Origin of the sequence: Pedococcus bigeumensis (genome assembly GCF_006438965.1) — a bacterium.
In the GTDB taxonomy this organism is placed as follows: Bacteria; Actinomycetota; Actinomycetes; order Actinomycetales; family Dermatophilaceae; genus Pedococcus; species Pedococcus bigeumensis_A.
Genome location: NZ_RCZM01000002.1, coordinates 334,730 through 355,615 on the forward strand (window position 1 = coordinate 334,730; position 20,886 = coordinate 355,615).

At 70.1% G+C, this 20,886-nt stretch carries 25 protein-coding genes and 1 tRNA gene; 6 read left to right on the forward strand and 20 right to left on the reverse strand.

What is annotated here, in order from left to right:
* Positions 1–49 precede the first annotated feature (49 nt).
* From EAH86_RS06455 to EAH86_RS06465, 3 genes are read right to left on the reverse strand one after another with little or no spacing between them, the layout of a single operon-like run.
* Positions 50–382, reverse strand: a complete 333-nt coding sequence (locus tag EAH86_RS06455) for a small basic family protein (RefSeq protein WP_056920954.1) — start codon at positions 380–382, stop codon at positions 50–52.
* Positions 379–1,362 (reverse strand): DUF881 domain-containing protein, encoded by a 984-nt coding sequence (locus EAH86_RS06460; protein WP_140737892.1) that lies wholly within the window; start codon positions 1,360–1,362, stop codon positions 379–381. The genes EAH86_RS06455 and EAH86_RS06460 overlap by 4 nt, the downstream gene beginning before the upstream one ends.
* The gene (locus EAH86_RS06465) at positions 1,359–1,973 is read right to left on the reverse strand and encodes a CDP-alcohol phosphatidyltransferase family protein (protein ID WP_241668235.1); all 615 of its coding nucleotides are present in this window, start codon (positions 1,971–1,973) and stop codon (positions 1,359–1,361) included. The genes EAH86_RS06460 and EAH86_RS06465 overlap by 4 nt, the downstream gene beginning before the upstream one ends.
* A 41-nt stretch (positions 1,974–2,014) precedes the next feature.
* On the opposite strand from EAH86_RS06465, the gene EAH86_RS06470 reads away from it, so the two are divergent.
* On the forward strand, positions 2,015–3,172 hold the full coding sequence (locus EAH86_RS06470) for a MalY/PatB family protein (protein ID WP_140737895.1): 1,158 nt from the start codon (positions 2,015–2,017) through the stop codon (positions 3,170–3,172).
* On the opposite strand, the gene EAH86_RS06475 is transcribed toward EAH86_RS06470, so the two are convergent.
* Positions 3,169–3,648 carry a YdeI/OmpD-associated family protein gene (locus EAH86_RS06475; protein ID WP_338325231.1) on the reverse strand — a complete coding sequence of 160 codons (480 nt, stop codon included), beginning with the start codon at positions 3,646–3,648 and terminating at the stop codon, positions 3,169–3,171. The two genes, EAH86_RS06470 and EAH86_RS06475, sit on opposite strands and share 4 nt — an antisense overlap.
* On the opposite strand from EAH86_RS06475, the gene EAH86_RS06480 reads away from it, so the two are divergent.
* The 3 genes from EAH86_RS06480 to EAH86_RS06490 are packed head-to-tail and all read left to right on the forward strand — an operon-like array spanning position 3,647 to position 5,462.
* A complete protein-coding gene (locus EAH86_RS06480; RefSeq protein ID WP_140737898.1) occupies positions 3,647–4,294 on the forward strand; it encodes a DUF2461 domain-containing protein in 648 nt (215 codons plus the stop codon). The two genes, EAH86_RS06475 and EAH86_RS06480, sit on opposite strands and share 2 nt — an antisense overlap.
* Complete coding sequence (locus EAH86_RS06485) at positions 4,291–4,653, forward strand: hypothetical protein (protein WP_140737901.1); 363 nt, start codon at positions 4,291–4,293, stop codon at positions 4,651–4,653. The genes EAH86_RS06480 and EAH86_RS06485 overlap by 4 nt, the downstream gene beginning before the upstream one ends.
* A 41-nt stretch (positions 4,654–4,694) precedes the next feature.
* Positions 4,695–5,462, forward strand: a complete 768-nt coding sequence (locus tag EAH86_RS06490; RefSeq protein ID WP_140737904.1) for a class I SAM-dependent methyltransferase — start codon at positions 4,695–4,697, stop codon at positions 5,460–5,462.
* Here EAH86_RS06490 and EAH86_RS20915 read toward each other — a convergent pair.
* The 13 genes from EAH86_RS20915 to xerD form a co-directional block, all read right to left on the reverse strand.
* The gene (locus EAH86_RS20915) at positions 5,424–5,618 is read right to left on the reverse strand and encodes a zinc-binding dehydrogenase (protein WP_277752321.1); all 195 of its coding nucleotides are present in this window, start codon (positions 5,616–5,618) and stop codon (positions 5,424–5,426) included. The genes EAH86_RS06490 and EAH86_RS20915 overlap by 39 nt on opposite strands.
* Positions 5,594–6,436, reverse strand: coding sequence for an NAD(P)-dependent alcohol dehydrogenase (locus EAH86_RS06495; RefSeq protein WP_206665754.1), 843 nt, complete (start codon positions 6,434–6,436; stop codon positions 5,594–5,596). The genes EAH86_RS20915 and EAH86_RS06495 overlap by 25 nt, the downstream gene beginning before the upstream one ends.
* Positions 6,437–6,629: 193 nt before the next feature.
* A complete protein-coding gene (locus tag EAH86_RS20180; protein WP_161988581.1) occupies positions 6,630–6,911 on the reverse strand; it encodes a YcxB family protein in 282 nt (93 codons plus the stop codon).
* A 222-nt stretch (positions 6,912–7,133) separates the two neighbouring features.
* Positions 7,134–7,207 (reverse strand) — tRNA-Pro (locus tag EAH86_RS06505).
* Positions 7,208–7,309: 102 nt separating this feature from the next.
* Positions 7,310–8,767 carry a ribosome biogenesis GTPase Der gene (gene der, locus EAH86_RS06510; RefSeq protein WP_140737910.1) on the reverse strand — a complete coding sequence of 486 codons (1,458 nt, stop codon included), beginning with the start codon at positions 8,765–8,767 and terminating at the stop codon, positions 7,310–7,312.
* 105 nt (positions 8,768–8,872) lie between these two features.
* A complete protein-coding gene (locus tag EAH86_RS06515) occupies positions 8,873–9,628 on the reverse strand; it encodes a lysophospholipid acyltransferase family protein (RefSeq protein ID WP_241668236.1) in 756 nt (251 codons plus the stop codon).
* Complete coding sequence (cmk, locus tag EAH86_RS06520; protein ID WP_140737913.1) at positions 9,625–10,329, reverse strand: (d)CMP kinase; 705 nt, start codon at positions 10,327–10,329, stop codon at positions 9,625–9,627. Before cmk ends, EAH86_RS06515 begins: the two co-directional genes overlap by 4 nt.
* A gap of 27 nt (positions 10,330–10,356) precedes the next feature.
* Positions 10,357–11,439 (reverse strand): prephenate dehydrogenase, encoded by a 1,083-nt coding sequence (locus EAH86_RS06525; protein WP_140737916.1) that lies wholly within the window; start codon positions 11,437–11,439, stop codon positions 10,357–10,359.
* A gap of 36 nt (positions 11,440–11,475) precedes the next feature.
* Positions 11,476–12,459 (reverse strand): pseudouridine synthase, encoded by a 984-nt coding sequence (locus EAH86_RS06530; RefSeq protein ID WP_140737919.1) that lies wholly within the window; start codon positions 12,457–12,459, stop codon positions 11,476–11,478.
* Positions 12,456–13,139 carry an SMC-Scp complex subunit ScpB gene (gene scpB / locus EAH86_RS06535; RefSeq protein WP_140737922.1) on the reverse strand — a complete coding sequence of 228 codons (684 nt, stop codon included), beginning with the start codon at positions 13,137–13,139 and terminating at the stop codon, positions 12,456–12,458. The genes EAH86_RS06530 and scpB overlap by 4 nt, the downstream gene beginning before the upstream one ends.
* Positions 13,132–14,037, reverse strand: a complete 906-nt coding sequence (locus EAH86_RS06540) for a segregation and condensation protein A (protein ID WP_241668280.1) — start codon at positions 14,035–14,037, stop codon at positions 13,132–13,134. The genes scpB and EAH86_RS06540 overlap by 8 nt, the downstream gene beginning before the upstream one ends.
* A 118-nt stretch (positions 14,038–14,155) precedes the next feature.
* Positions 14,156–15,112 carry a ParA family protein gene (locus tag EAH86_RS06545; RefSeq protein WP_425325216.1) on the reverse strand — a complete coding sequence of 319 codons (957 nt, stop codon included), beginning with the start codon at positions 15,110–15,112 and terminating at the stop codon, positions 14,156–14,158.
* 76 nt (positions 15,113–15,188) lie between these two features.
* Positions 15,189–16,139, reverse strand: a complete 951-nt coding sequence (gene xerD, locus EAH86_RS06550; RefSeq protein ID WP_140737925.1) for a site-specific tyrosine recombinase XerD — start codon at positions 16,137–16,139, stop codon at positions 15,189–15,191.
* Here xerD and EAH86_RS06555 point away from each other — a divergent pair.
* On the forward strand, positions 16,138–16,761 hold the full coding sequence (locus EAH86_RS06555) for a hypothetical protein (protein ID WP_140737929.1): 624 nt from the start codon (positions 16,138–16,140) through the stop codon (positions 16,759–16,761). The two genes, xerD and EAH86_RS06555, sit on opposite strands and share 2 nt — an antisense overlap.
* On the opposite strand, the gene EAH86_RS06560 is transcribed toward EAH86_RS06555, so the two are convergent.
* The 3 genes from EAH86_RS06560 to EAH86_RS06570 are packed head-to-tail and all read right to left on the reverse strand — an operon-like array spanning position 16,741 to position 20,033.
* Positions 16,741–17,988, reverse strand: coding sequence for a 4-alpha-glucanotransferase (locus EAH86_RS06560; protein WP_206665755.1), 1,248 nt, complete (start codon positions 17,986–17,988; stop codon positions 16,741–16,743). The genes EAH86_RS06555 and EAH86_RS06560 overlap by 21 nt on opposite strands.
* A 6-nt stretch (positions 17,989–17,994) precedes the next feature.
* Entirely contained in the window at positions 17,995–19,335 is a 1,341-nt protein-coding gene (hisS, locus tag EAH86_RS06565; RefSeq protein ID WP_140737932.1) for a histidine--tRNA ligase, read from the reverse strand.
* Positions 19,332–20,033 carry an MBL fold metallo-hydrolase gene (locus tag EAH86_RS06570; protein WP_140737935.1) on the reverse strand — a complete coding sequence of 234 codons (702 nt, stop codon included), beginning with the start codon at positions 20,031–20,033 and terminating at the stop codon, positions 19,332–19,334. Before EAH86_RS06570 ends, hisS begins: the two co-directional genes overlap by 4 nt.
* A gap of 44 nt (positions 20,034–20,077) precedes the next feature.
* Between EAH86_RS06570 and EAH86_RS06575 the strand changes: the two genes are divergently transcribed.
* Positions 20,078–20,884 carry a peptidylprolyl isomerase gene (locus EAH86_RS06575; RefSeq protein ID WP_140737938.1) on the forward strand — a complete coding sequence of 269 codons (807 nt, stop codon included), beginning with the start codon at positions 20,078–20,080 and terminating at the stop codon, positions 20,882–20,884.
* The last annotated feature ends 2 nt before the right edge of the window (positions 20,885–20,886 follow it).

Genomic DNA, 20,886 nt, shown 5'->3' on the forward strand with positions numbered 1-20,886 from the left:
CGGAGCAGGGTCCCCCACGATGAGCCGGTCGGGTCCGGGCGGTCGGTGTTCATGCCTTGAACAGGTGCCTTCGGATCGACGCGACGTTGGAGAAGATCCGCACCCCGAGGACGACGACGACACCGGTGCTCAGCTGCGAGCCCACACCCAGCTGGTCCCCCAGGAAGACGATGAACGCAGCCACCACCACGTTGGCGAGGAACGACACGACGAACACCTTGTCGTTGAAGATCCCGTCGAGGACGGCGCGTACCGCCCCGAAGACCGCGTCGAGGGCCGCGATCACGGCGATCGGCAGGTAGGGCTGCAGCGCCACCGGAACATCAGGACCCCAGAGGAGTCCCACCAGCACGCCGCCGATCAGGCCGAGCAGGGGTATCACGGTGAACTCTCCGACGTGGACGAGGTGGACGAGGTGGACGAGGTGGGTGTGGAAGTGCTGGTCGCCGCCGGCGCACCGCTCTTGGGCTTGGGCACGGTCGCCTCGCGCACGGTGAGCGAGGTGGCCGCCGGCAGGGTCAGGCTGTCGGCCGCGTCTATGGAAACACGGATGCCGTAGTTGTCCTTGAGGGCGCGCGCGTAGGCGCCACCGTCATTGCCCGCGAACTCCACCTGGAGGTCCTCAGGGTCGCCGAGGACGCTGATCGTGTAGGGCCGGGCCAGCGGGCGGTAGTTGACCAGGATCGCTTCCCCCGCGAACCGGATGGCCGAGGTGGAGGTCAGCCGTTGGCCGTTGACCGAGATCGCTTCGGCCCCCGCCTCCCAGAGGCCGTTGACGACGACCTGCAGGTCCTTGGAGAAGACCGTGCCGTCATCCTTCTGCGCGTCGGTGCGCGGGTTCCCGTCCGCGCTGGTGCCGTCACTCCCGGGGGCGTTGTCGAGCACGACCTTGATCCCGGGGCCCCTGACCGGCTCGGCGCCCGACGCGAGGGTCAGGGCGGCGAGGCGGGTCTGGAGGGAGGTCTCGTCCTGTCCGAGGGCCAGGGCCTGCAGCTTGTCCACCTCGCTCTGCATGGCCCGCAGTTGGGTGCTCTGCTTCTCGACGGCGGAACGGCGGGTCTCGATCTGGCTGACCAGGTTGGCCTTGGCCTTGATGGCCGACGAGGAGGGCGTGCGCAGCGCCACGGCACCCAATGTGAGTAGCAGCCCGATCACGACTGCCGCGACGAGGACGGTCGGGGTGCTGGTCCCCGTGCTCGGTGGCAGCCCGGCGGCTTCGCGCTCGGCCGCCGCCGCGGCATACCCGGGGTCGAGCGGGCGCTCCATCATGGAGGTGAGCAGCGTCATCGACTCGTCGGGGCGTCGTCCCGGGGTCGTGACGGGTGGTGTCTCGTCGCGGTGCGACGTGGGTCCGGTGGTCATTGCGCCGGCACCGTGTGGGCGGCCACCACCTGCCGGGCCTGCACGATGTACATGACCCCGGCGATCCAGTAGAGAACGGTGCCCCACCACGCGAAGGCCCAGCCGATCGGCAGCGCCCACTCCGCGAAGGTGCTGGTGCCGTCGCCCAGGAGCAGCAACGGGAACGCGTAGAGCAGGTTGAAGGTGGCCGCCTTGCCGACGAAGTGGACCGGCAGGCCGACCTGGCCGTAGCGCCTGATCCACCACAGCACCGCGGCCAACAGCACCTCGCGGCCCACCAGGAGGACCACCAGCCACCACGGGATGATGTCTCGCAGGGCCAGGCCGAGCAGCGTGGTCGCGATGTAGAGCCGGTCGGCGAAGGGGTCGAGCAGCTGACCCAGACGGGACTCCAGCCCGAACCGGCGCGCGATCTTGCCGTCGAGGTAGTCACTGAGGCCGGACAGCATGAGGGTGACGAGGGCGATGACGTCGTGCTCGGCCAGGATCGCCCAGAGGAAGATGGGCACCCCGACCAGTCGCAGCATCGACAGCGCATTGGGCAGGGTGAGCACACGGTCGGAGACGGCGGGCTCGCTGACGAGCCTCCCCCGATCTCCTTGTGCTGGCACGCAGGCAGCCTAACGGCCAGCCCGTCGTAGAGTTCGCAGGCATGGGCAACCCGTTGGTGGACAACCCGCTCCTCGGTCCTGGCCTGGACCGCCTGCGTGAGCGGCGCAGCGTCAAGTGGCGGCTCTACGACCCCGACATCCTCCCGCTCTGGGTCGCCGAGATGGACGTCGTTCCTGCCGAACCGATCCAGCGCGCGGTGGCTGACGCGATGACACGCGGCGACACCGGTTACCCGTGGGCCGCCGACTACGCGGAGGCCCTCTCAGCGTTCGCCGACGAGCGCTGGTCGTGGAAGCCGGACCCGACCACGATGGCGATCGTCCCCGACGTGATGCTCGGCGTCGTCGAGGTGCTCAAGCTGCTGACCGACCCGGGCGACGCCGTCGTGGTCAACTCCCCCGTCTACCCGCCGTTCTTCGACTTCGTGACCCACCTCGACCGTCGGGTCGTCGAGGCCCCACTGGACGTCCTGGGCCGGATCGACCTGGCGTCACTCGAGCAGGGCCTCGCGGAGGCCACGCGCGGTGGAGGCCGCGCGGCATACCTGATGTGCAACCCGCAGAACCCGACCGGCACCGTGCACACACCGGACGAGCTGACGGCCGCGCTGGAGCTGGCCGCCTCCTTCGACGTGCGGGTCGTGGCCGACGAGATCCACGCGCCGGTCGTCCCTGCCGGCGCGAGGTTCACGTCGGTGGCCTCGCTGCCGGCCGGGTCGAGGGCCATCTCGCTGATGTCGGCGTCGAAGGCGTTCAACCTCGCCGGGCTGAAGGCCGCCATGGCGGTGCCGGGACCTGACGCGGTCGCCGACCTCGCAAGGATGCCCGAGGAGGTCTCCCACGGTGCGAGCCACGTCGGTGTGATCGCCCACCGCGCGGCCTACCTCGAGGGCGGGTACTGGCTGGATGCCCTGCTCGCCGGGCTCGACGAGAACCGTCGCCTGCTCGGCACCCTCCTGGCCGACCAGCTGCCCGGGGTGGGCTATCGCGTGCCGGCGGGAACCTTCTTGGCGTGGCTCGACTTCAGCGGGCTCGGGCTCGGGCCGGATCCCGCCGCGGTGCTGCGCGAGCGAGCCCACGTGGCGTTGCACCCGGGACCGGGTTTCGGCCAGGGCGGCAAGGAGCACGCGCGGCTGAACTTCGGGACGTCCCCCGAGATCTTGCGGGAGGCAGTCAGGCGGATCGCCGCGGCGGTCTAGGCCTGTCCCTGCAGCATCTCGACGGCCTTGTCGATGCGTCGCCGTCGCGTCTCGGGAGCCTTGGCCGCGTTGATGGCGTCCACGTGGGCCCGCTGGTGGCTGTAGGACTGCCGCGCGAATACCGCCTTGGCATCCGGGGCGACCTCCAGTGCGGCGGCGAAGTCGTCCGGCACCTCGACCTCGCGCGGGGCGGTGTCGAGCTCCAGGGTCACCTCGACGACGTCGCCAGCGGCGACACCGGTGAGAGCGCGGTTCTCGGCGCTGACGCCGACCATGAACTTGCCACCCATGACGGCCACGCTGTTGCGGTAGGTCTTGCCGTTGATCGTCACGCTCACCTTGGGACGCTTGCCGCCCGCGAGTCCTTCGACGACCTCTGGAGGGACCTCGATGCCGGTGGCCGTCCTGCCTGCCTGCTGGACCTGCGCCGTGAACTTCATGCGCCCGAGTATGCCGCGTGCGAGAGTGTCGGTCATGGCGAACAGTGGGGCGTTCGGGGGCTTCCCGGCGTGGGGCGTGAGCTTCTACCAGGAGCTGGAGGACAACAACACCAAGGAGCTGTGGGCGGCCAACAAGGCGCGGTGGGAGCGCGAGGTGCGTGAGCCGATGCTCGCCCTCGTCGAGGAGCTCGAGGACGAGTTCGGCCCGGCCAAGCTGTTCCGGCCCAACCGCGACATCCGCTTCAGCGCGGACAAGTCGCCGTACAAGACCCACCAGGGTGCGATCGTCGGTCAGACCGCCGGGGTGGGCTACTACGTCCAGATCAGTGGCGACGGGCTCGCGGTCGGTGGCGGTTTCCGCACGCACTCCCCCGTCCAGACGGAGTCGTTCCGCCGGGCCATCGCCGCGGCGGGCTCCGGCGTCGAGTTCGAGCGCATCGTGGCCGCGCTGGGGAGGGCTGGTTTCGACCTCGAAGGTGCCGCCCTGAAGACGCGTCCCAAGGGGTTCGACATCGACCACCCGCGGCTGGATCTGTTGCGGCGCAAGGAGATCATGGCGATCAACAGAGTTGGTACTCCGGCCTGGCTGTCGAAACCAGCTGCGCTGCAACACGTTCGGAGCTACTGGCGGGGCATCCGGCCGCTGGTGGACTGGGTGACCGAGCACGTGGCCCCGGAGTGACCGCCGCGGCCACGGAAGTCGGACGCGGTCGACGAAGGCTGATCGGTGGGGCGTTGCTCGCCGCCATCGTCGTGCTGTGCGCAGCGATCTTCCTGGTGACGACCCCGCGCGGCGAGCCCTACCGGCTGATGACCCACTGTGGGATCACTGGTCTTGTCCACGAAGGTCGGTGGTACGAGCGTGTGGGCGGTTCGCTCACCGACGAGGACGGGGTCAACCCGCCCAGGGGCTGGGACAACCCCTGGCAGGACGGCCGACTGCGAATCAGCGACGACTCCGTGGTGTTCACGGACTGGGCAGGTCACGGGGAGAGCTTCACGCTCAGGGCCGACCCGAGTCCTGCACCACCCTGTCGCTAGAACGCCGGGCCGAAAGCCGCTCGGCGGCATACAGTCGAGGCATGAGTTTCCAGGTGCCGGCTCAGGCTTATGGCAGCTTCATGGGGCGGTTCTCCGAACCCTTGGCCGACCAGTTCGTCGAGGTCGCTGGCCTCGTGCCCGGCCGGCGGGCGTTGGATGTCGGGTGCGGGCCCGGCGCGCTCACGGCCCGACTCGTGGCACTGCTCGGCGAGGATGGCGTCAGTGCGATCGACCCGTCCGAGCCGTTCGTGGCCGCGGCGCAGGAGCGCTTCCCCGGCGTGGACGTCAGCACAGGCACCGCCGAGTCGCTCGGCTTCGACGACGACTCCTTCGACGCGGCGCTGGCCCAGCTGGTCGTGCACTTCATGCGGGACCCCGTACAAGGGCTGCGGGAGATGACCCGGGTGACCCGGCCCGGGGGTGTCGTCGCGGCGGCCGTGTGGCACCACGCGTCGAGTGCCGGCCCGCTGTCGTTGTTCTGGGGCGTGGTGCGCGACGTCGATCCCCAGGCAGAGGGCGAAGGCGACTTCGCGGGAGTCAAGGAAGGCGACCTGGCCAGGCTGTTCGTCGCCGCTGGGCTGGGCTCGCTCGAGGAGACGACCCTCACGGTCCACGTCCCGTTCGACTCGTTCGAGCAGTGGTGGGAGCCCTACACGATGGGGGTGGGGCCCGCCGGGCAGTACGTCGCCGGACTCGATGAGACCCGGCTGAAGATGCTCAAGGAGGCCTGCCGCCGGAGAGTTCCGGAGGGCGCCTTCACCATTGACGCGTCATCCTGGTGCGTGTCCGCCACTGTCCCCGGCGCCTGACGGCGAGCCGGTCGTCACGCTGACGACGACATTGCCGACCTTCTGGCCACTACCGGCATACCGATGGGCTTCGGCGATCTCGGCCAAGGGATAGGTCCGGTCGACGAGGGGCCGGAAGGCGCCGGACTCCATCAGCGCCGCCAGCTCCTCGACCATGGCTTGGTTGTGGGTGGGGATGGGGAAGAGCACCCGTTGGCCGCGGCTGGACGGGGCGATGAGAGCACGGCGGGGGGGTTCTGCAGCCGCGGACCGAGCTCGGAGGAGATGTAGATGCCGTGCGGCGACAGGACTCGCCTCGCCGCCGTGAAGGTGCTCTTGCCGACAGCGTCGAAGACGACGTCGTAGCGGGCTGTGTCGCGCGTGAAATCCGCTGCGGTGCAGTCGATGACGCGGTCCGCGCCCAGCCCCCGCACGAGGTCGACGTGCTCCCCGAAGCAGACGGCGGTCACGACCGCACCCATCGCGTGCAACAGCTGCACCCCGGCGGAGCCGATCGCTCCCGTCGCACCGTTCACCAGCACCGCGTCGCCGGCCTGCACCCGGGCTGCCCTGATCATGCCCAGTGCGTAGTGCGAACCCTCGGTGCCGACGGCGGCCTGCTCGAACGTGAGGTTCGGCGGGATCCGCGCGACCGAACCACTCTCCGGCAGCGCCAACAGCTCCGCACGGGCGCCGAACGGACCCTCGACGTAGCCGAACACCGTGTCTCCCACGGCAAACGCCGTGACCGATGCACCCGTCCCCACGACGGTCCCGGCGAACTCGCACCCGAGGACCTTCGCCTTCGGGCCGCGGATCCCGTAGAAGATCCGTGCGAACGTCGGTGCTCCGGCGCGGAAGGCGCAGTCGGTGCGGTTCACGGTCGTTGCGTGGATCCGGACCAGCAGGTCGTGCGGTCCGGGTCGGGGTGCCTCGACGTCGATCACGTGGACGACGTCCGGTCCTCCGTACTCGGTGTAGACGGCCGCCCTCATGGGCCTGACCGTAGCCGCCTCGTCATCCCCCTCGCCTCGTGCGCCGGTCAGCCGAAGCTGAAGTGCCGCCCGTACCCGTAGGCCGGAACCCGACCAGGTTGACCAGGCCGAGGCCCAGCATCACGAGCGAGATCCGGCGCCAGCGCCACTGGTTGAGGGGCGCGCCCGCCGGTACTGGACCGCGTCACCTTGTTCAGGCGCTGGCCTTGTGGTGCAGCTGCTGCGACCTGACCTGGCCACGCGTGACCAAGGCTGGCCCGAGGTGTTCGATCAGGAGGGCGCGCAGGCGTTGGTGAACGTCAGCACCGGTGATCGCCCGCGTGGGCAGGGTGAGGAAGGCCCCCTTGAAGTTGCTGAGGCACAACACGATCACGCTCTCGGACTCGATCCAGCCCGAGAAGGCAGACCAGTCGTGGCGGGTCTCGCTCGACGCGTTCTGGAAACGCAGCCCGTCTGCGCTCAGCGAGGACTCCACCGGCAGGGCCAAAGACGGGTTGGCCTTCCAGAGGGACCTGGCCCCTCGCCGGGTGAGGAACCGGCCAGTGCCCTGCGGGAGGACGGCAAGGCCCAGGAGTCCGAGTGTGAGCGCGGTTGGTAGGAGCGCCTCCGACGGGTTGCGATCCCCAGGAGGCAGAGGTGGTGTTCTGCGGGCATGAAAACGGGGTCCGAAGTGTGTGGACAAGTCGGACCCCGTTAGTCGGGCTGACAGGATTTGAACCTGCGACCCCTTGACCCCCAGTCAAGTGCGCTACCAAGCTGCGCCACAGCCCGTGGCTTGCCCACGCAAAATCCAGCCGAAGCAGGACCGCGGGAGCGAACGAAACCTTAGCGCACGGCATACCTCCGCTTGAAATCGGTATGCCGTGCCGCCGGCTACTTGCGCTTGCGCTTCTCGCGCACGCGGACGGACACCTCGATCGGGGTTCCTTCGAAGCCGAACTCCTCGCGCAGGCGACGCTCGAGGAAGCGGCGGTAGCCGGCCTCGATGAAGCCGGACGCGAAGATCACGAACCGCGGCGGGCGGGTCGAGGCCTGGGTCGCGAAGAGGATGCGGGGCTGCTTGCCGCCACGCACCGGGTGCGGGTGGGCGGCCACGATCTCGCCGAAGAAGGCGTTGAGCCGACCCGTCGGCACGCGGAAGTCCCACGACTCGAGGGCCCGCTCCAGCGCCGGCACGAGCTTCTCGACCGAGCGACCGGTCTTGGCCGAGATGTTGACGCGCGGCGCCCACGGCACCTGGACGAGCTCACGCTCGATCTCGCGCTCGAGGTAGTGGCGACGCTCCTCGTCGAGCAGGTCCCACTTGTTGTACGCCACGACGAGCGCGCGGCCGGCGTCGATCACGTGCTGCACGACGCGGACGTCCTGCTCGGCGATGGACTGCTCGGCGTCGATGAGGACGACGGCGACCTCAGCCTTCTCGAGGGCCGTCTGGGTGCGCAGCGAGGCGTAGAAGTCGGCCCCACGCGCCTGGTGCACCCGACGGCGGATGCCGGCCGTGTCGACGAAGCGCCAGGTCTTGCCGCCGAGCTCGATGAACTCGTCGACGGGGTCACGCGTGGTGCCGGCGACCTGGTCCACGACGACGCGGTCCTCACCGGCCAGCTTGTTGAGCAGCGAGGACTTGCCGACGTTGGGGCGCCCGACCAGGGCAACCCGACGCGGGCCGCCTCGCTGGTAGGCGTCGGCGTTGGCCGAGATGGTCGGCAGCACGTCGAGGACGGCATCGAGGACGTCGCCACTCCCCCGACCATGCAGGGCAGAGACGGGCCAGGGCTGGCCGAGGCCGAGGTTCCAGAGGGCCGCGGCGTCGGCCTCGGTGCGCTGGTCGTCCACCTTGTTGGCGACCAGGATGACCGGCTTGCCGGAGCGGCGAAGCAATTTGACGACGGCCTCGTCGTCGTCGGTGGCGCCGACCGTGGCGTCCACGACGAACATGACGACGTCGGCGAGGTCCACGGCCACCTCGGCCTGCTCGGCGACGCGCAGGTGGATGCCGGTGGCGTCGATCTCCCAGCCGCCGGTGTCGACGAGGGTGAACCGGCGACCGGTCCACTCGCCGTCGTAGGCCACGCGGTCGCGGGTCACTCCGGGAACGTCCTCGACGACAGCCTCGCGGCGGCCGAGGATGCGGTTGACGAGGGTGGACTTGCCGACGTTCGGGCGGCCCACCACAGCGACGACGGGCAGGGGGCCGTCGACGATGGCATAGCCGTCCTCGTCGTACTCGCCGTCGACGAGGGAGCGGTCCTCCTCGCTGAGGTCGAACTCCTCCAGTCCGACGCGCAGGGCGCGCTCGACGGCGGAGTCGTCGGTCAGGTTCTCGCTCACTTCGTGGTTTCCTTGCGTTGTTCGTGGGGGCCGGACCGCGAGCAGGTATGCCGCGTGGCCGCCCTACATTGTCGCGCACTTTTGCGACCGGTCAGGACAGCGGCCTCATGCCTCGGCGTCTGCACCCTGGCGGCCATCGTCCGCAGGGAGGAACACCTGGTGGCGCTGCTCGGATTCCCGGACGTGCGTGGCGAGGGCCTCGCGCAGCGTCCCACTGGCTGCCGCCAGGCGCTGGCGACCGGTCAGGTGGGGGTCCAGCGGCAGCTCGATCGGCTCCCCGAACTCGACGACCATCCGGGCGCCCGGTCGCGGGAGCGAGCCCTTGGTGGCGCCGGTGGCCCGAGTGCCGAGGAAGGCCACCGGCACGACCTGGGCCTGACCCTGCTGCGCCAGCCAGGCGGCGCCCTGCTGGACGGTTGCGACGTCCCCGCGCCCACGGGTCCCCTCGGGGAAGATGCCGACCGCTCCTCCGGCCTGCAGGATGGCCACGGCGGCCGTCCGTGCCTGGCGGTCACTGGAGTTCCGGGTGACGGGGATGTGGCCGATGAAGGTCAGGAACGCACCCAACGGTCCCTTGAACATCTCCCGTTTGACGAGGACGGACGTTGGTCGCGGCGCCAGGGCGGGCAGCATCGGACCATCGAGGAAGCCTGCGTGGTTGGCCACGAACACGACCGGGCCGACCTTGGGCACCCTGCCGCGCCCGACGACGGTGACGCGGTAGAGCACACCGAACAGCGCCCGCCCGACGACCATGTTGATCCGCACCCGCCACGACGGCGGCGGACCAACCGCTGCCAACGCCCGTCGACCCGAGCCGGCCTGGGCCCGTGGCCCGGAGCGGTGCCCGGCATCGCTCACGCAGGGACCTTGTCCGGCGCCTCGCTCCGCACCACGTCGAGCAGGGCGTCGACGCTCTGCTCGAAGTCGAGGTCGGAGGTGTCGACCAACGTCACGCCCTCGGCAGCCTCCATGAAGTCCGAGACCGTCGAGTCGTCGGCGTCACGACGCACGATCTGGTCGCGGGTCGCCTCGACCGCGTGCTCGGCGGCGTGCCCGTGCAGCTCCTTCGAGCGTCGTCGCAACCGCGCCTCGACGCTGGCCGTCAGCAGGATGCGCACGTCGGCGTCAGGGGCGACCACGGTCGTGATGTCGCGCCCCTCGGCCACGACTCCCCCGGTCTCGGTGGCGACCTGGTCGATCAGGTCACGCTGGAGCTGCTGCAGCAGTGGACGCACCAAGGTGTTGGTGGCGACCTTCGACACGGCCTCGCTCACGCGGGTCGTGCGGATGTCGTCCTCGATCTCCCGACCGCCCACGTGCACGCTCGGGCTGGCCGGGTCGGTGCCCATCTCCAGCGGGATGTCGCGGGTCGCCTGGGCGACGGCCTCCTGGTCGGTGAGGTCGATGCCCTCCTCCAGGCACCACCAGGTGACCGCGCGGTACATCGCCCCGGTGTCGAGGTAGCCGACACCCAGGGCCTTGGCGGCAGCGCGCGAGACGCTGGACTTGCCCGAGCCTGAGGGGCCGTCGACTGCTACGACGAGGTGCTTGCTGCTCATGGCCGATGAGCCTATTCGCTGGTGGCGTCAGCCGTGCAGTCGCCAACCACGCGTGGACAGCTCCTCGCCGAGCCGCTCCGCGACCGCGGGCAGCACCGAGATCTCGGCCAGCCCGAACGGCTGCCCCATGCCGTGCTCGAGGTGCAGGTCCTCGAGGTTGACGCCGGCGTCGCCGACGTCGTGCAGGAGCCGGGCGAGCTCGCCGGGCTGGTCGGGCACGAGCACCACGACGACGCTGTATGCCGTGGGCGCAGCACCGTGCTTGCCCGGGATCCGCGCGTGGCCGGCGTTGCCCTGGGCAACGATCCGGGCGAGCACCTCACGGGCACCGACGCCGTCGCCGTCCGCCAGGACGTCGAGCGCACCGATGACCTCGGTCAGCTCGGTGTGCACGTGGGCGAGGACCTCGCGTACAGCCGCGGCGTTACCGGCCAGGATCTGGGTCCACAGCTGAGGGTCGCTGGCGGCCACCCTCGTGACGTCGCGAATCCCTTGCCCAGACAGGGCCACTGCGGGATCGGTGAGGTCACGCAGCCGTCCAGCGACGAGCGACGACGCCAGCTGGGGCACGTGGGAGACGACAGCGACGGCGGCGTCGTGCTCGGCCGGGCTCATCGTCGAGACGGTGCCCCCTGCGGCGATTGCGATGTCCTTGACTGCTGCGATGGCAGCGTCGGACGACTGGTCGTTCGGGACGACCACCCAGGCGCGCCCGTCGAACAGGTCACCTCGGGCGGCCACCGCACCGGAACGTTCGCGGCCCGCCATCGGGTGCGACCCGGCATACCGGGTCAGGTCTGCGCCGCGGCGGCGCACGTCCTCGAGCACCGCGACCTTGACCGATGCCACGTCCGTGACGACGGCGTCGGGCCACGCGGTGAGCTCGTCGGCGACCACGGCACCGGCTACGTCCGGCGGAGCAGCCACCACGACGACATCCGGTGCCGGATCCGCTTGGTCCGCAACCGAACCCGCGCCCAGGTCACGGGCCAGGGCGACCGCGGTGGGTGAAGGGTCGGCGAGCACGACGGCATACCCGGCACGGGTCAGGGCGATGCCCAGGCTGGTGCCGATGAGGCCGGTGCCGACGATGCGGACGCTGGTGGTCACGTCGGGAAGGCTACCGACGCCCGCGCTTGGCTGCGCTCACATTCCAGCTGCGGAGTACAGCTGGCCGACCTCGGCCTTGTTGAGCTTGCGCATCTTGCCCGGCTTGGTGTCGCCGAGGTAGATCGGTCCGACCTGCACCCGCACGAGGCTGAGCACGGGGTGACCGACCGCGTCGAGCAGCCGACGCACGATGTGCTTGCGACCTTCGTGCAGGATCACCTCGACCAGGGCCTTGCCCGGCTGGGAGTCGACCACCTTGAACGAGTCGACCGACGCCGGTCCGTCCTCGAGCTGGACGCCCTCGCGGAGCTGCTTGCCGATGTCGCGCGGCACCGGGCCGCGGATCTGGGCGAGGTAGGTCTTGAGCACGCCGTACTGCGGATGCTGCAGGCGGTGGGCGAGCTCGCCGTCGTTGGTGAGGATCAGCAGGCCCTCGGTGTCGGCGTCGAGCCGCCCGACGTGGAACAGCCGCTCGTTGCGGTCACCGACGTAGTCGCCGATGCTGATCCGCCCGAGCTCGTCGTTCATCGTGGTGACGACGCCCAGCGGCTTGTTGAAGGCGAAGTAGACGCGGCTCTCGTCGAGCTGCACCTTGACCCCGTCCACGTGGACCGTCTGGTCAGGACGGATGCGGACCCCGAGCTCGTTGACGATGACTCCGTCCACCTCGACCCGGCCGGCCGTGATGAGGTTCTCGCAGACCCGTCGCGACCCGACGCCGGCGGCGGCGAGGAGCTTCTGCAGCCGGATCCCGTCGGGGTCGTGCATGTCGATGTCGGGAGTGGCGCGTTCCTGGGGAACCCGGGTCGGCTGGCTCTTCTTGGTCGTGCCGGAGCTGCCGCGCTGCGGTCGCTCGGGACGGCCGCCCTCGGAGGCGTTCGGGCCCCCTCCTCGGGGGGCGCCGGTCCGACCGCCGCCCTGCCCGCCACGGGAGCCGCCCTGACCACCGGAGCGCGGGCGACCACCTCCGGGTCGGTCTGAGCCGGATCCTGCTGGGCCTCTGCTGCGTGGGGGTGTCATCCGCGTCCTTGTTCTGCGATCTCGTCGAGCACGTCGACTTCGGGGAGGTAGGGCGCCAGGGCAGGCAGCTCGTCGATGCTGCCGAGGCCGAGGCGTTGGAGGAAGTAGTCGGTCGTGCCGTAGAGGAAGGCGCCGCCGTCGCCGTCGGCGCCGAGCTCCTCGATGAGCCCACGGTTCAGCAGGGTGCGGACCACGCCGTCGACGTTGACGCCGCGGACCGCGCTCACCCGCGACCGCGAGATGGGCTGGCGGTAGGCGATGACCGCCAACGTCTCCAATGATGCCTGCGTCAGCTTGGCCTGCTGCCCGTCGAGCAGGAACTTCTCGACGACCGGCGCGTAGTCGGACCGACTGTAGATCCGCCAGCCGCCCGCCACGGACCGCAGGGTGAAGCCACGCTGCTGCGCGGCATACTCCGCCTCGAGCTCGGTGAGGTGCCCACGGACGTCGTCCACGGGCAGCTCGAGCGCCGAGGCCAGCGAGATCTCGGTGATCGGCTCGTCGACGACCATCAGCACGGCCTCGATGGCGCTTCGGGCGCCCCCGGGGAAGTCGTTGACGTCGAAGGCGAACTGCTCGTCGGCCGCACCGTCTGCAGGGGCCTCGATGCCGTCGTCACGCTCGAGCTCGGACTCGTTGCTGTTGGGCTCGCGGTCGGGCACGACCTCCAGCTCACTCATCGTCGGCCTTCCCATCGGTTGCGTCCTCGTCAGTCATGTCGGTGTCGTGGTCGAACTCGTCGAACTCGTCACTGACCTCGATCTCGCCCTCGTCGTCGCCGGTCCAGCGGACGGTCAGCTCACCCAGTGCCTCGGCCTGCTCGAAGGCGATCGCCGCCTCGCGGAACAGCTCGAGCAGGGCGAGGAACCGGGCCACGATGACCAGCGTCGAGTCGGCGTCGGCGACCAGCGCCCGGAACGAGCAGACCCGTTCGGCGCGCAGCCTGGCCCCGAGGATGCCGGCCTGCTCGCGCACGCTGACCTGGGGGGCGTGCAGGTGGTCCATGCCGACGCTCGGCGCGATCTTGGGCACCATCGCGCGGGCGGCGATCATGGCCAGCTGCTCGGGCGTGATGCCCATGATCAGCTCGGGCAGGAGCCTGGCGAACTGGGGCTCGAGCCCGGCCTGCCGCGGCGTCATCCGGCCGGCTGTGGCCATCCGCTCCCCGAACGTGAAGGCGATGTCCTTGAACGCGCGGTACTGCAGCAACCGAGCAAAGAGCAGGTCGCGCGCCTCGATGAGGGCGAGGTCCTCCTCGTCCTGCGGGCCGGTCTGCGGGAGCAGCCGGGCGGACTTGATGTCGAGCAGGGTCGCGGCGATCAGCAGGAACTCGGAGGCCTGGCCCAGGTCCCACTCCGTGTCGGAGGACTGGGCCGCCTTGATGTGGGCGATGAACTCGTCGGTGACCTTGGCGAGGGCGATCTCGGTGATGTCGAGCTTGTGCTTGCTGATCAGGCCGAGGAGCAGGTCGAAAGGCCCGGAGAAGTTGTCCAGGTGCACCTCGAACGGCGTCGAACCCCCGCGGCGCGTGATCACCCCACCGGGCGTCAGGGCCGACTGGTCCGACTCACGCGTCACTGGCGCGTCGGCCGGCACCGAGACATCGGCGGGCCTCGAGACGTCGGCCCGGTCGAGGGCGTCGTCGGGTTGCACCGCGCCTCCCGGGGCAGTGGCGATGACCTCCTGACTCACCTGGTCAGGCCGCCCCACCACGGGCGATCAGCTCTCGGGCGAGTTGCCGGTATGCCGCCGCGGAGGCGTGCGTCGACGCGTAGGTCGTGATCGGCTCGGCAGCCAGGGTCGCGTCGGGGAACTTCACCGTGCGGCTGATCACCGTGTGGAAGACCTGGTCGCCGAAGTGGTCGACGACGCTGCGCACGACCTCCTTGCTGTGCAGGGTGCGCGAGTCGTACATCGTCGCGAGGATGCCGTCGACCTGCAGGCGCGGGTTGAGCCGGTCGGTGATCTTGTCGATCGTCTCGACGAGCAGGGCGACACCACGCATGGCGAAGAACTCGCACTCGAGCGGGATCACCACGCCGTGCGCCGCAGTCAGGGCGTTGACGGTGAGCAGCCCGAGCGAGGGCTGGCAGTCGATCATGATGACGTCGTAGTCGTCCATCACCGGTCGCAGCACACGCGCGAGGATCTGTTCGCGGGCGACCTCACCGACCAGCTGGACCTCAGCGGCGGACAGGTCGATGTTGGCCGGGATGACGTCGAGGTTCTCGGTCGCCGTGGGCTGGATGACGTCGCGGACGTCGTGACCGCGCTCGACCAGCAGGTTGTAGATGGTCACGTCGAGCTCGTTGGCGCGGACGCCGAGGCCCACGGAGAGCGCACCCTGTGGGTCGAAGTCGACGAGCAGCACGCGACGGCCGACCTCGGCCAGGGCGGCACCGAGGTTGATGGTCGTCGTCGTCTTGCCGACGCCACCCTTCTGGTTGCACATGGCGATGATCCGGGCCGGGCCGTGGGCGGCCAGCGGCGGCGGGTCGGGGAAGACCGGCATCGGGCGTCCCGTCGGACCGAGCTGCCCAGCACCGGCGGACTCGGTGCCGGGAAGGTGGGCGTGGTCACGACCATCGCCGTTGGGGGCCGACTCGGAGGTGGCGCCCAACTGGGTGGGCGGCGACTGCTCCTGGGTGGTCACCTCAGATTCCACAGGCGTTTCACTCCCGGTGAGTTTGCGTTCGTCGGTCAGCCTCGCGCTGATCGGCACGACCCTATCAGCGGGCACGGGGGTGACTCTGTGCGTACACCTCACGCAGTCGCTGCACCGTGACCAGGGTGTAGATCTGCGTCGTGGTCACCGAGGCGTGTCCCAGCAGCTCCTGGACAACCCGGACATCGGCGCCACCGTCGAGCAGGTGGGTGGCGAACGAGTGCCGCAGGGTGTGCGGGGACAGGTGCCCGCCCAGGTCAGCCCGCTCGGCCGCGGCCCGCATGACCGACCAGGCCGACTGTCGCGACAGCCGACTCCCCCGCTGGTTGAGGAACACCGCGGGCGTCCCCTTGCCCTTCACCGCAAAGGTGGGGCGTCCCCGGACGAGGTACGCGCCGATGGCCTGCGCGGCATACGAGCCGAGGGGGACGATGCGCTCCTTGCTGCCCTTGCCGAACAGCCGGACCACCCCCTCCTCGGTGTCGATGTCGTCGACGTCGAGGCCCACCGCCTCGGAGATGCGCGCGCCGGTGCCGTAGAGCACCTCGAGCAGGGCCCGGTCGCGCAGCGCCGCAGGCGTGTCTCCCAGGCTGGCAGCCTCCAGCAGGCGTTCGACGTCCTCGATGCTGATCGCCTTGGGCAGGCGCGCGGGTGGCTGGGGCGGGCTGACTGCCGAGGCCGGGTCGGTCGGCAGGTCGCCCTCGAGGACCAGGAACCGGTGGAAGCCGCGGACCGCTACGAGCGTCCGCGCCGCCGACGAAGCGGCCAGCGGCGGGTGGTCGGTGGTCCCTTCGCGCAGCGTGGCGAGGAAGTCGCTCACGTGCGCCTCGGTGATCGATGCGGGGTCGTTGACCCCTTTCGCAGCAAGGTATGCCGCATAGCGGGCCAGGTCGCGCCGGTAGGACTTGAGCGTGTTGGCGGCGACGCCGCGCTCCACGTCGAGGTGGTTCAGCCAGCCGCGGGCCGCGCGCTCGACCGCGCTCGAGGGTGGCACGGATGGGAGTCTAGGCGGCATGAAGCTCTATGCAGACCTGCCGGGCCGCCGCACCGTCCAGATCCTCGCCGACGTGGGAATCCTCGTCTGGGTCTCCCTGTGGGCCTGGGTGGGACGACTGGTCCACGACACGACGATGGAGCTCGCCGCCCCGGGTCGCCAGCTCCAGACGGCGGGTTCGGGGTTCCGTGACCAGATGACCAGTGCCGGCGACTCGGTGCGTGACGTCCCGCTGGTCGGCGACAAGATCGCTGCGCCGTTCCGGCAGGTCAGCGGGGCGGGGACGACGATCGAGCAGGCCGGCACCGACCTCGTCGACGCGGTGACGAAGCTGGCCAACATCTTGGGCTGGGTCACCGCCCTCGTCCCGATCATCATCGTCGGGCTGGTCTGGCTGGTGCTGCGCGGACGGTTCGTGCGCCGCGCCAGTGCCGCACAACGGTTCATCGACAACGCGGCCGATCTCGACCTGTTCGCCCTGCGGGCGATGGCAGGGCAGCCGATGCGCAAGCTCGCCGCCATCTCCTCGGACCCCACTGGCGCCTGGCGGCGTGGCGACGAGGCGACGATCCGGTCGCTGGCGCTGCTCGAGCTGAAGGACACCGGGCTGCGTCCGCCGGTGTCAGCGAAGAGCGCGGCCTGAGGCCTCGGTCAGGGCGCGCAGCCGCGCGGCGTGGTCGGCCGTCAGCGCGCCCGGCTCCATCTGCCACGACCAGCCACCCTCGACGCCCGGTGCATTCATGCGGGCCTGCGACCCGAGGGCGAGCACGTCCTGGGCCTGCATCATCGACAGCCCGCACGGTCCTCGCAGGGCCAGCTCGATGAAGCCCCACGACGGTTCTGCATCGACGTCGGTGCCGACCCCGGTCTGCCGACAGGCCTCCCGGGCCAGCTGCCTGCGGTGGTCGGGCAGGTCCCACCACCAGCCGCAGACCGTGTCGTTGTCGTGGGTGCCGGTGTAGACGACCTGGTTGGCTTCGTGGTTCTCCGGGTCGTGGGCGTTGTACTCGTAGGCCGGCTCGAAGGCGAACTGCAGGACCGCCATGCCGGGGAACCCGAGTGCCTTGCGCAGGTCGATGACGGGCTGGTCGATGTCACCGAGGTCCTCCGCGAGGACGGGCAGCGGGCCGAGGGCGGCCAGGGCGGCGTCGAAGACCTCCCGGCCCGGACCCTGCTCCCACTTGCCGTTGAGGGCGGTCTGGTCACCGGCCGGGATGGCCCAGTAGGCCGCGAACCCGCGGAAGTGGTCGACCCGGACGAGGTCGAACAGCGCGAACGTCCGCCGCAGCCGCTCGATCCACCAGGTGTAGCCGTCGTCGCGCAGCACGTCCCAGCGGTAGAGCGGGTTGCCCCAGAGCTGGCCGGTGGCGGCATACGCGTCGGGCGGGCAGCCAGAGACGCCGTCGGTACGGAAGAACTGCGGCCACGCGCGCTCGTCGGCGGCATCGGGGGCGACGTAGATGGGGACGTCACCGAGGATCTTGATGCCCCGGTCGTGGGCGTAGGCGCGCAGCGCCGACCACTCACGGTCGAACCGGACCTGGTCGGCGAGGTCTCCCCCGAACGAGGTCCACGACTCGACCCAGTAGGCCTCTCGTGCGGCAAAGTCGTCGATCTCCTGCTTGGTGACCGGCGCGTCGGGCTCCTCCAGCAGCGCAGGCGACGCGGCGAAGGCTGACGGTGACTTGTAGGGCGACCGGTGCTTGTCGGGGATCGAGACCGGCAGCACCTGCCACACGGACTGTCCCGCCTCGACGAGCCAGTCCACGAAGTCGCGCGCCGGCTGCCCGAGCCGCCCGCCGGGCAGCGAGGTGATGTGCAGCTGCACGCCGCTCGCGCGGGTGTCGGTCAGCGGTCGGGTGGCGTCCATGGGTGCTCAGCTCTCCGCGCGGATGATCTGCGGGCGCAGGTCCTGGGTCGGAGGTTCCCACGCCGTCGGGTCCGCGTCGACCTGGTCGCCGGAACGGATGTCCTTGACCTGATCGCCCTGCTCGCCCGCCCCCGGGAACCAGACGTACGGGATCCCCCGCCGCTCGGCATACCTGATCTGCTTGCCGAACTTGGCGGGCTTGGGCGCCACCTCGCACGGTATGCCGCGTGCCCTCAGCTCGGTCGCGACCCGGGTGGAGCCGGCGCGCGTCTCCTCGTCGTTGACGGCGACGAGGACGCAGGCGGGAGTCGACCGGCTGGACCGGAGCAGGCCGTTGCCGATGAGCAAGCCGAGCAGGCGCGAGACGCCGATCGAGATGCCCACACCGGGGTACGTGGTCTTGCCGTCGGAGGCGAGCGAGTCGTAGCGCCCCCCCGAGCAGAACGAGCCCCAGGACTCGAACCCGACGAGCTGGGTCTCGTAGACGGTGCCTGTGTAGTAGTCGAGTCCGCGCGCGATCTTGAGGTCGGCGACGAGCGCGCCGGGCGCGTTGTCGATCCCGGCCTGGATGACGGCGGCCAACGCGTCGAGGCCTTCGTCGAGCGTCGGGTGCTCGACACCGAGCGCCCGCACCTGGTCGACGAAGGACAGGTCCTCAGAGCGGATCGCGGCCAGGGCGAGGCACTGGTCGGCCTGCTCGGGGCTGCGGCCCGCCTCGACGAGGAGGTCCTTGACCTTGGCCGGGCCGATCTTGTCGAGCTTGTCGACGATCCGCAGGGTCCCGGCGACGTCCTCGATGCCGATGCCGAGGTAGAACCCCTCGGGGATCTTGCGGTTGTTGACCTGGATGACCATCTGGCCGACCGGCAGCTTGCGGAACACCTCGGCGATGACCAGGGGCATCTCGGCCTCGAAGTGCGGCGCGAGCTCGCCGACGTCGACCACGTCGATGTCGGCCTGGGTGAACTCGCGGTAGCGACCTTCCTGCGGCCGCTCGCCGCGCCAGACCTTCTGGATCTGGTGGCGGCGGAACGGGAAGGCGAGGTGGCCGGCGTTCTCCAGGACGTAGCGAGCGAACGGCACGGTGAGGTCGAAGTGCAGTCCGAGCTCGGCGTCGGAGTCGCTGCGCCCCTCGGACCGGTCAGCCAGCCTGGTGACGCCGTAGATCTCCTTGTCGGCATCCCCGCCCTTGCCGACCAGCCGGTCCACGGGTTCGACCGCGCGGGTCTCGATCGACGGGAACCCGTGCAGCTCGAAGGTCTGGCGGATGACGTCGAGGAAGTGCTGCTCGATGATCCGCTGGGCCGGGAGGTACTCGGGGAAACCGCTGATCGGGGTGATCTTCACGGGGCCAATCCTTGCAAATGGGGGTTGGTCGCCCGTTCCCGGTCCATCGTGGTGGCCTCGTAGTGCCCCGGGAGCACGAGGGTGGTGTCCGGGAGGGGCAGGACGACGTCGCGCAGCGAGCGGGTCATCGCCGCCGAGCTGCCGCCGGGCAGGTCCGTGCGGCCGATCGACCCGGCGAACAGCACGTCGCCACTGAGCAGGGTGCGGTCGACGTCGACCTGGTCGGCAATCCCGTCCGGCACCGCGTCCACCGCGAACATGACCGAGCCCTCCGTGTGACCCGGCGCGTGCAGCACCTCGAAGCTGAGCCCGGCCAGCTCGAGGGTGGTCCGGTCACCGATCTCGACGACGGTGCTGGGTTCGGTCCAGGTCGCCTTGGTGCCGAACTGCTGCTCGAGCATGCCGAGCAGGGCGGGGTTGACGTTGCCGAGCAGGTCCATCAACCGATAGCGGTCGTCCGCATGGATGTATGCCGCGGTGTCGGCGCCGCAGACCGGCGTCACCGAGTAGACGTGGTCGACATGTCCGTGGGTGAGCAGTACCGCGGCAGGGCGCAGCCGGTGCTCGGCGAGCACGGCACGCAGCGTCTCCACCACGCCCACACCGGGGTCGACCACCACGCACTCTTCGCCCGCAGCAGGGGCAAGGACGTAACAGTTGGTGTCGAAGGCAAGGGCCGGAAATGCGACGGTGAGCACGGGCGGCAGCCTAGCCACAGCGGGTCCTGCCTAGACTGGCGCGCGTGACGAGGGAACAAGAACGCGCTGCTGCGCGCCGCCGCGCTGTCAAGGTCGATGCCAAGCGCGCCCAGAAGGAACGTGAGGCACAACGCAACCGCCAGGTGGCGGTGGTGGTGATCGCGGTGCTCGCCGTGGTCGCCGGCTTCGTCTTCCTGACCGCCAAGTTGAACAACGACACGACACCCGCAGCCGCACCAAAGGCGACCACGCCCTCCGCCACTACCCCCGCGGTCGCAGGGTGCAGCGCGCCCCCGGCTCCCCCGTCCGCGGCAGCGAAGGTCGCGAAGCCCGACAAGGCCACCGCGGCCGGCAAGACCTTCACCGCCGTCGTGACGACCAACTGTGGCGACATCACGCTGCAGCTCGACGGCGCCAAGGCCCCTCAGACCGTTGCGTCGTTCGTCGGGCTGGCCAAGGCCAACTACTTCGCCGACTCCCCCTGCCACCGCATCACCACGGAGGGCATCTTCGTGCTCCAGTGCGGCGACCCGCTCGGTGGCACCGGCACCGGCCCCGGGTACACCTACGGGATCGAGAACGCCCCCAAGGACGGCACCTACCCCAAGGGCACCTTGGCGATGGCTCGCACCACCGACCCGAACAGCAACGCGGACCAGTTCTTCGTGGTCTACAAGGACAGCAAGCTCCCGACCGACGGTGGCGGCTACTCCATCTTCGGCACGGTGACCGGTGGAATGGATATTGTCGAGAAGATTGCCGCAGCAGGTGTGAGCGGTGGCGCCACCGATGGCGCCCCGGCTGCACCCATCAGCATCCTCAAGGTTGCTGTGACCGAGAAGAAGGCCTGACC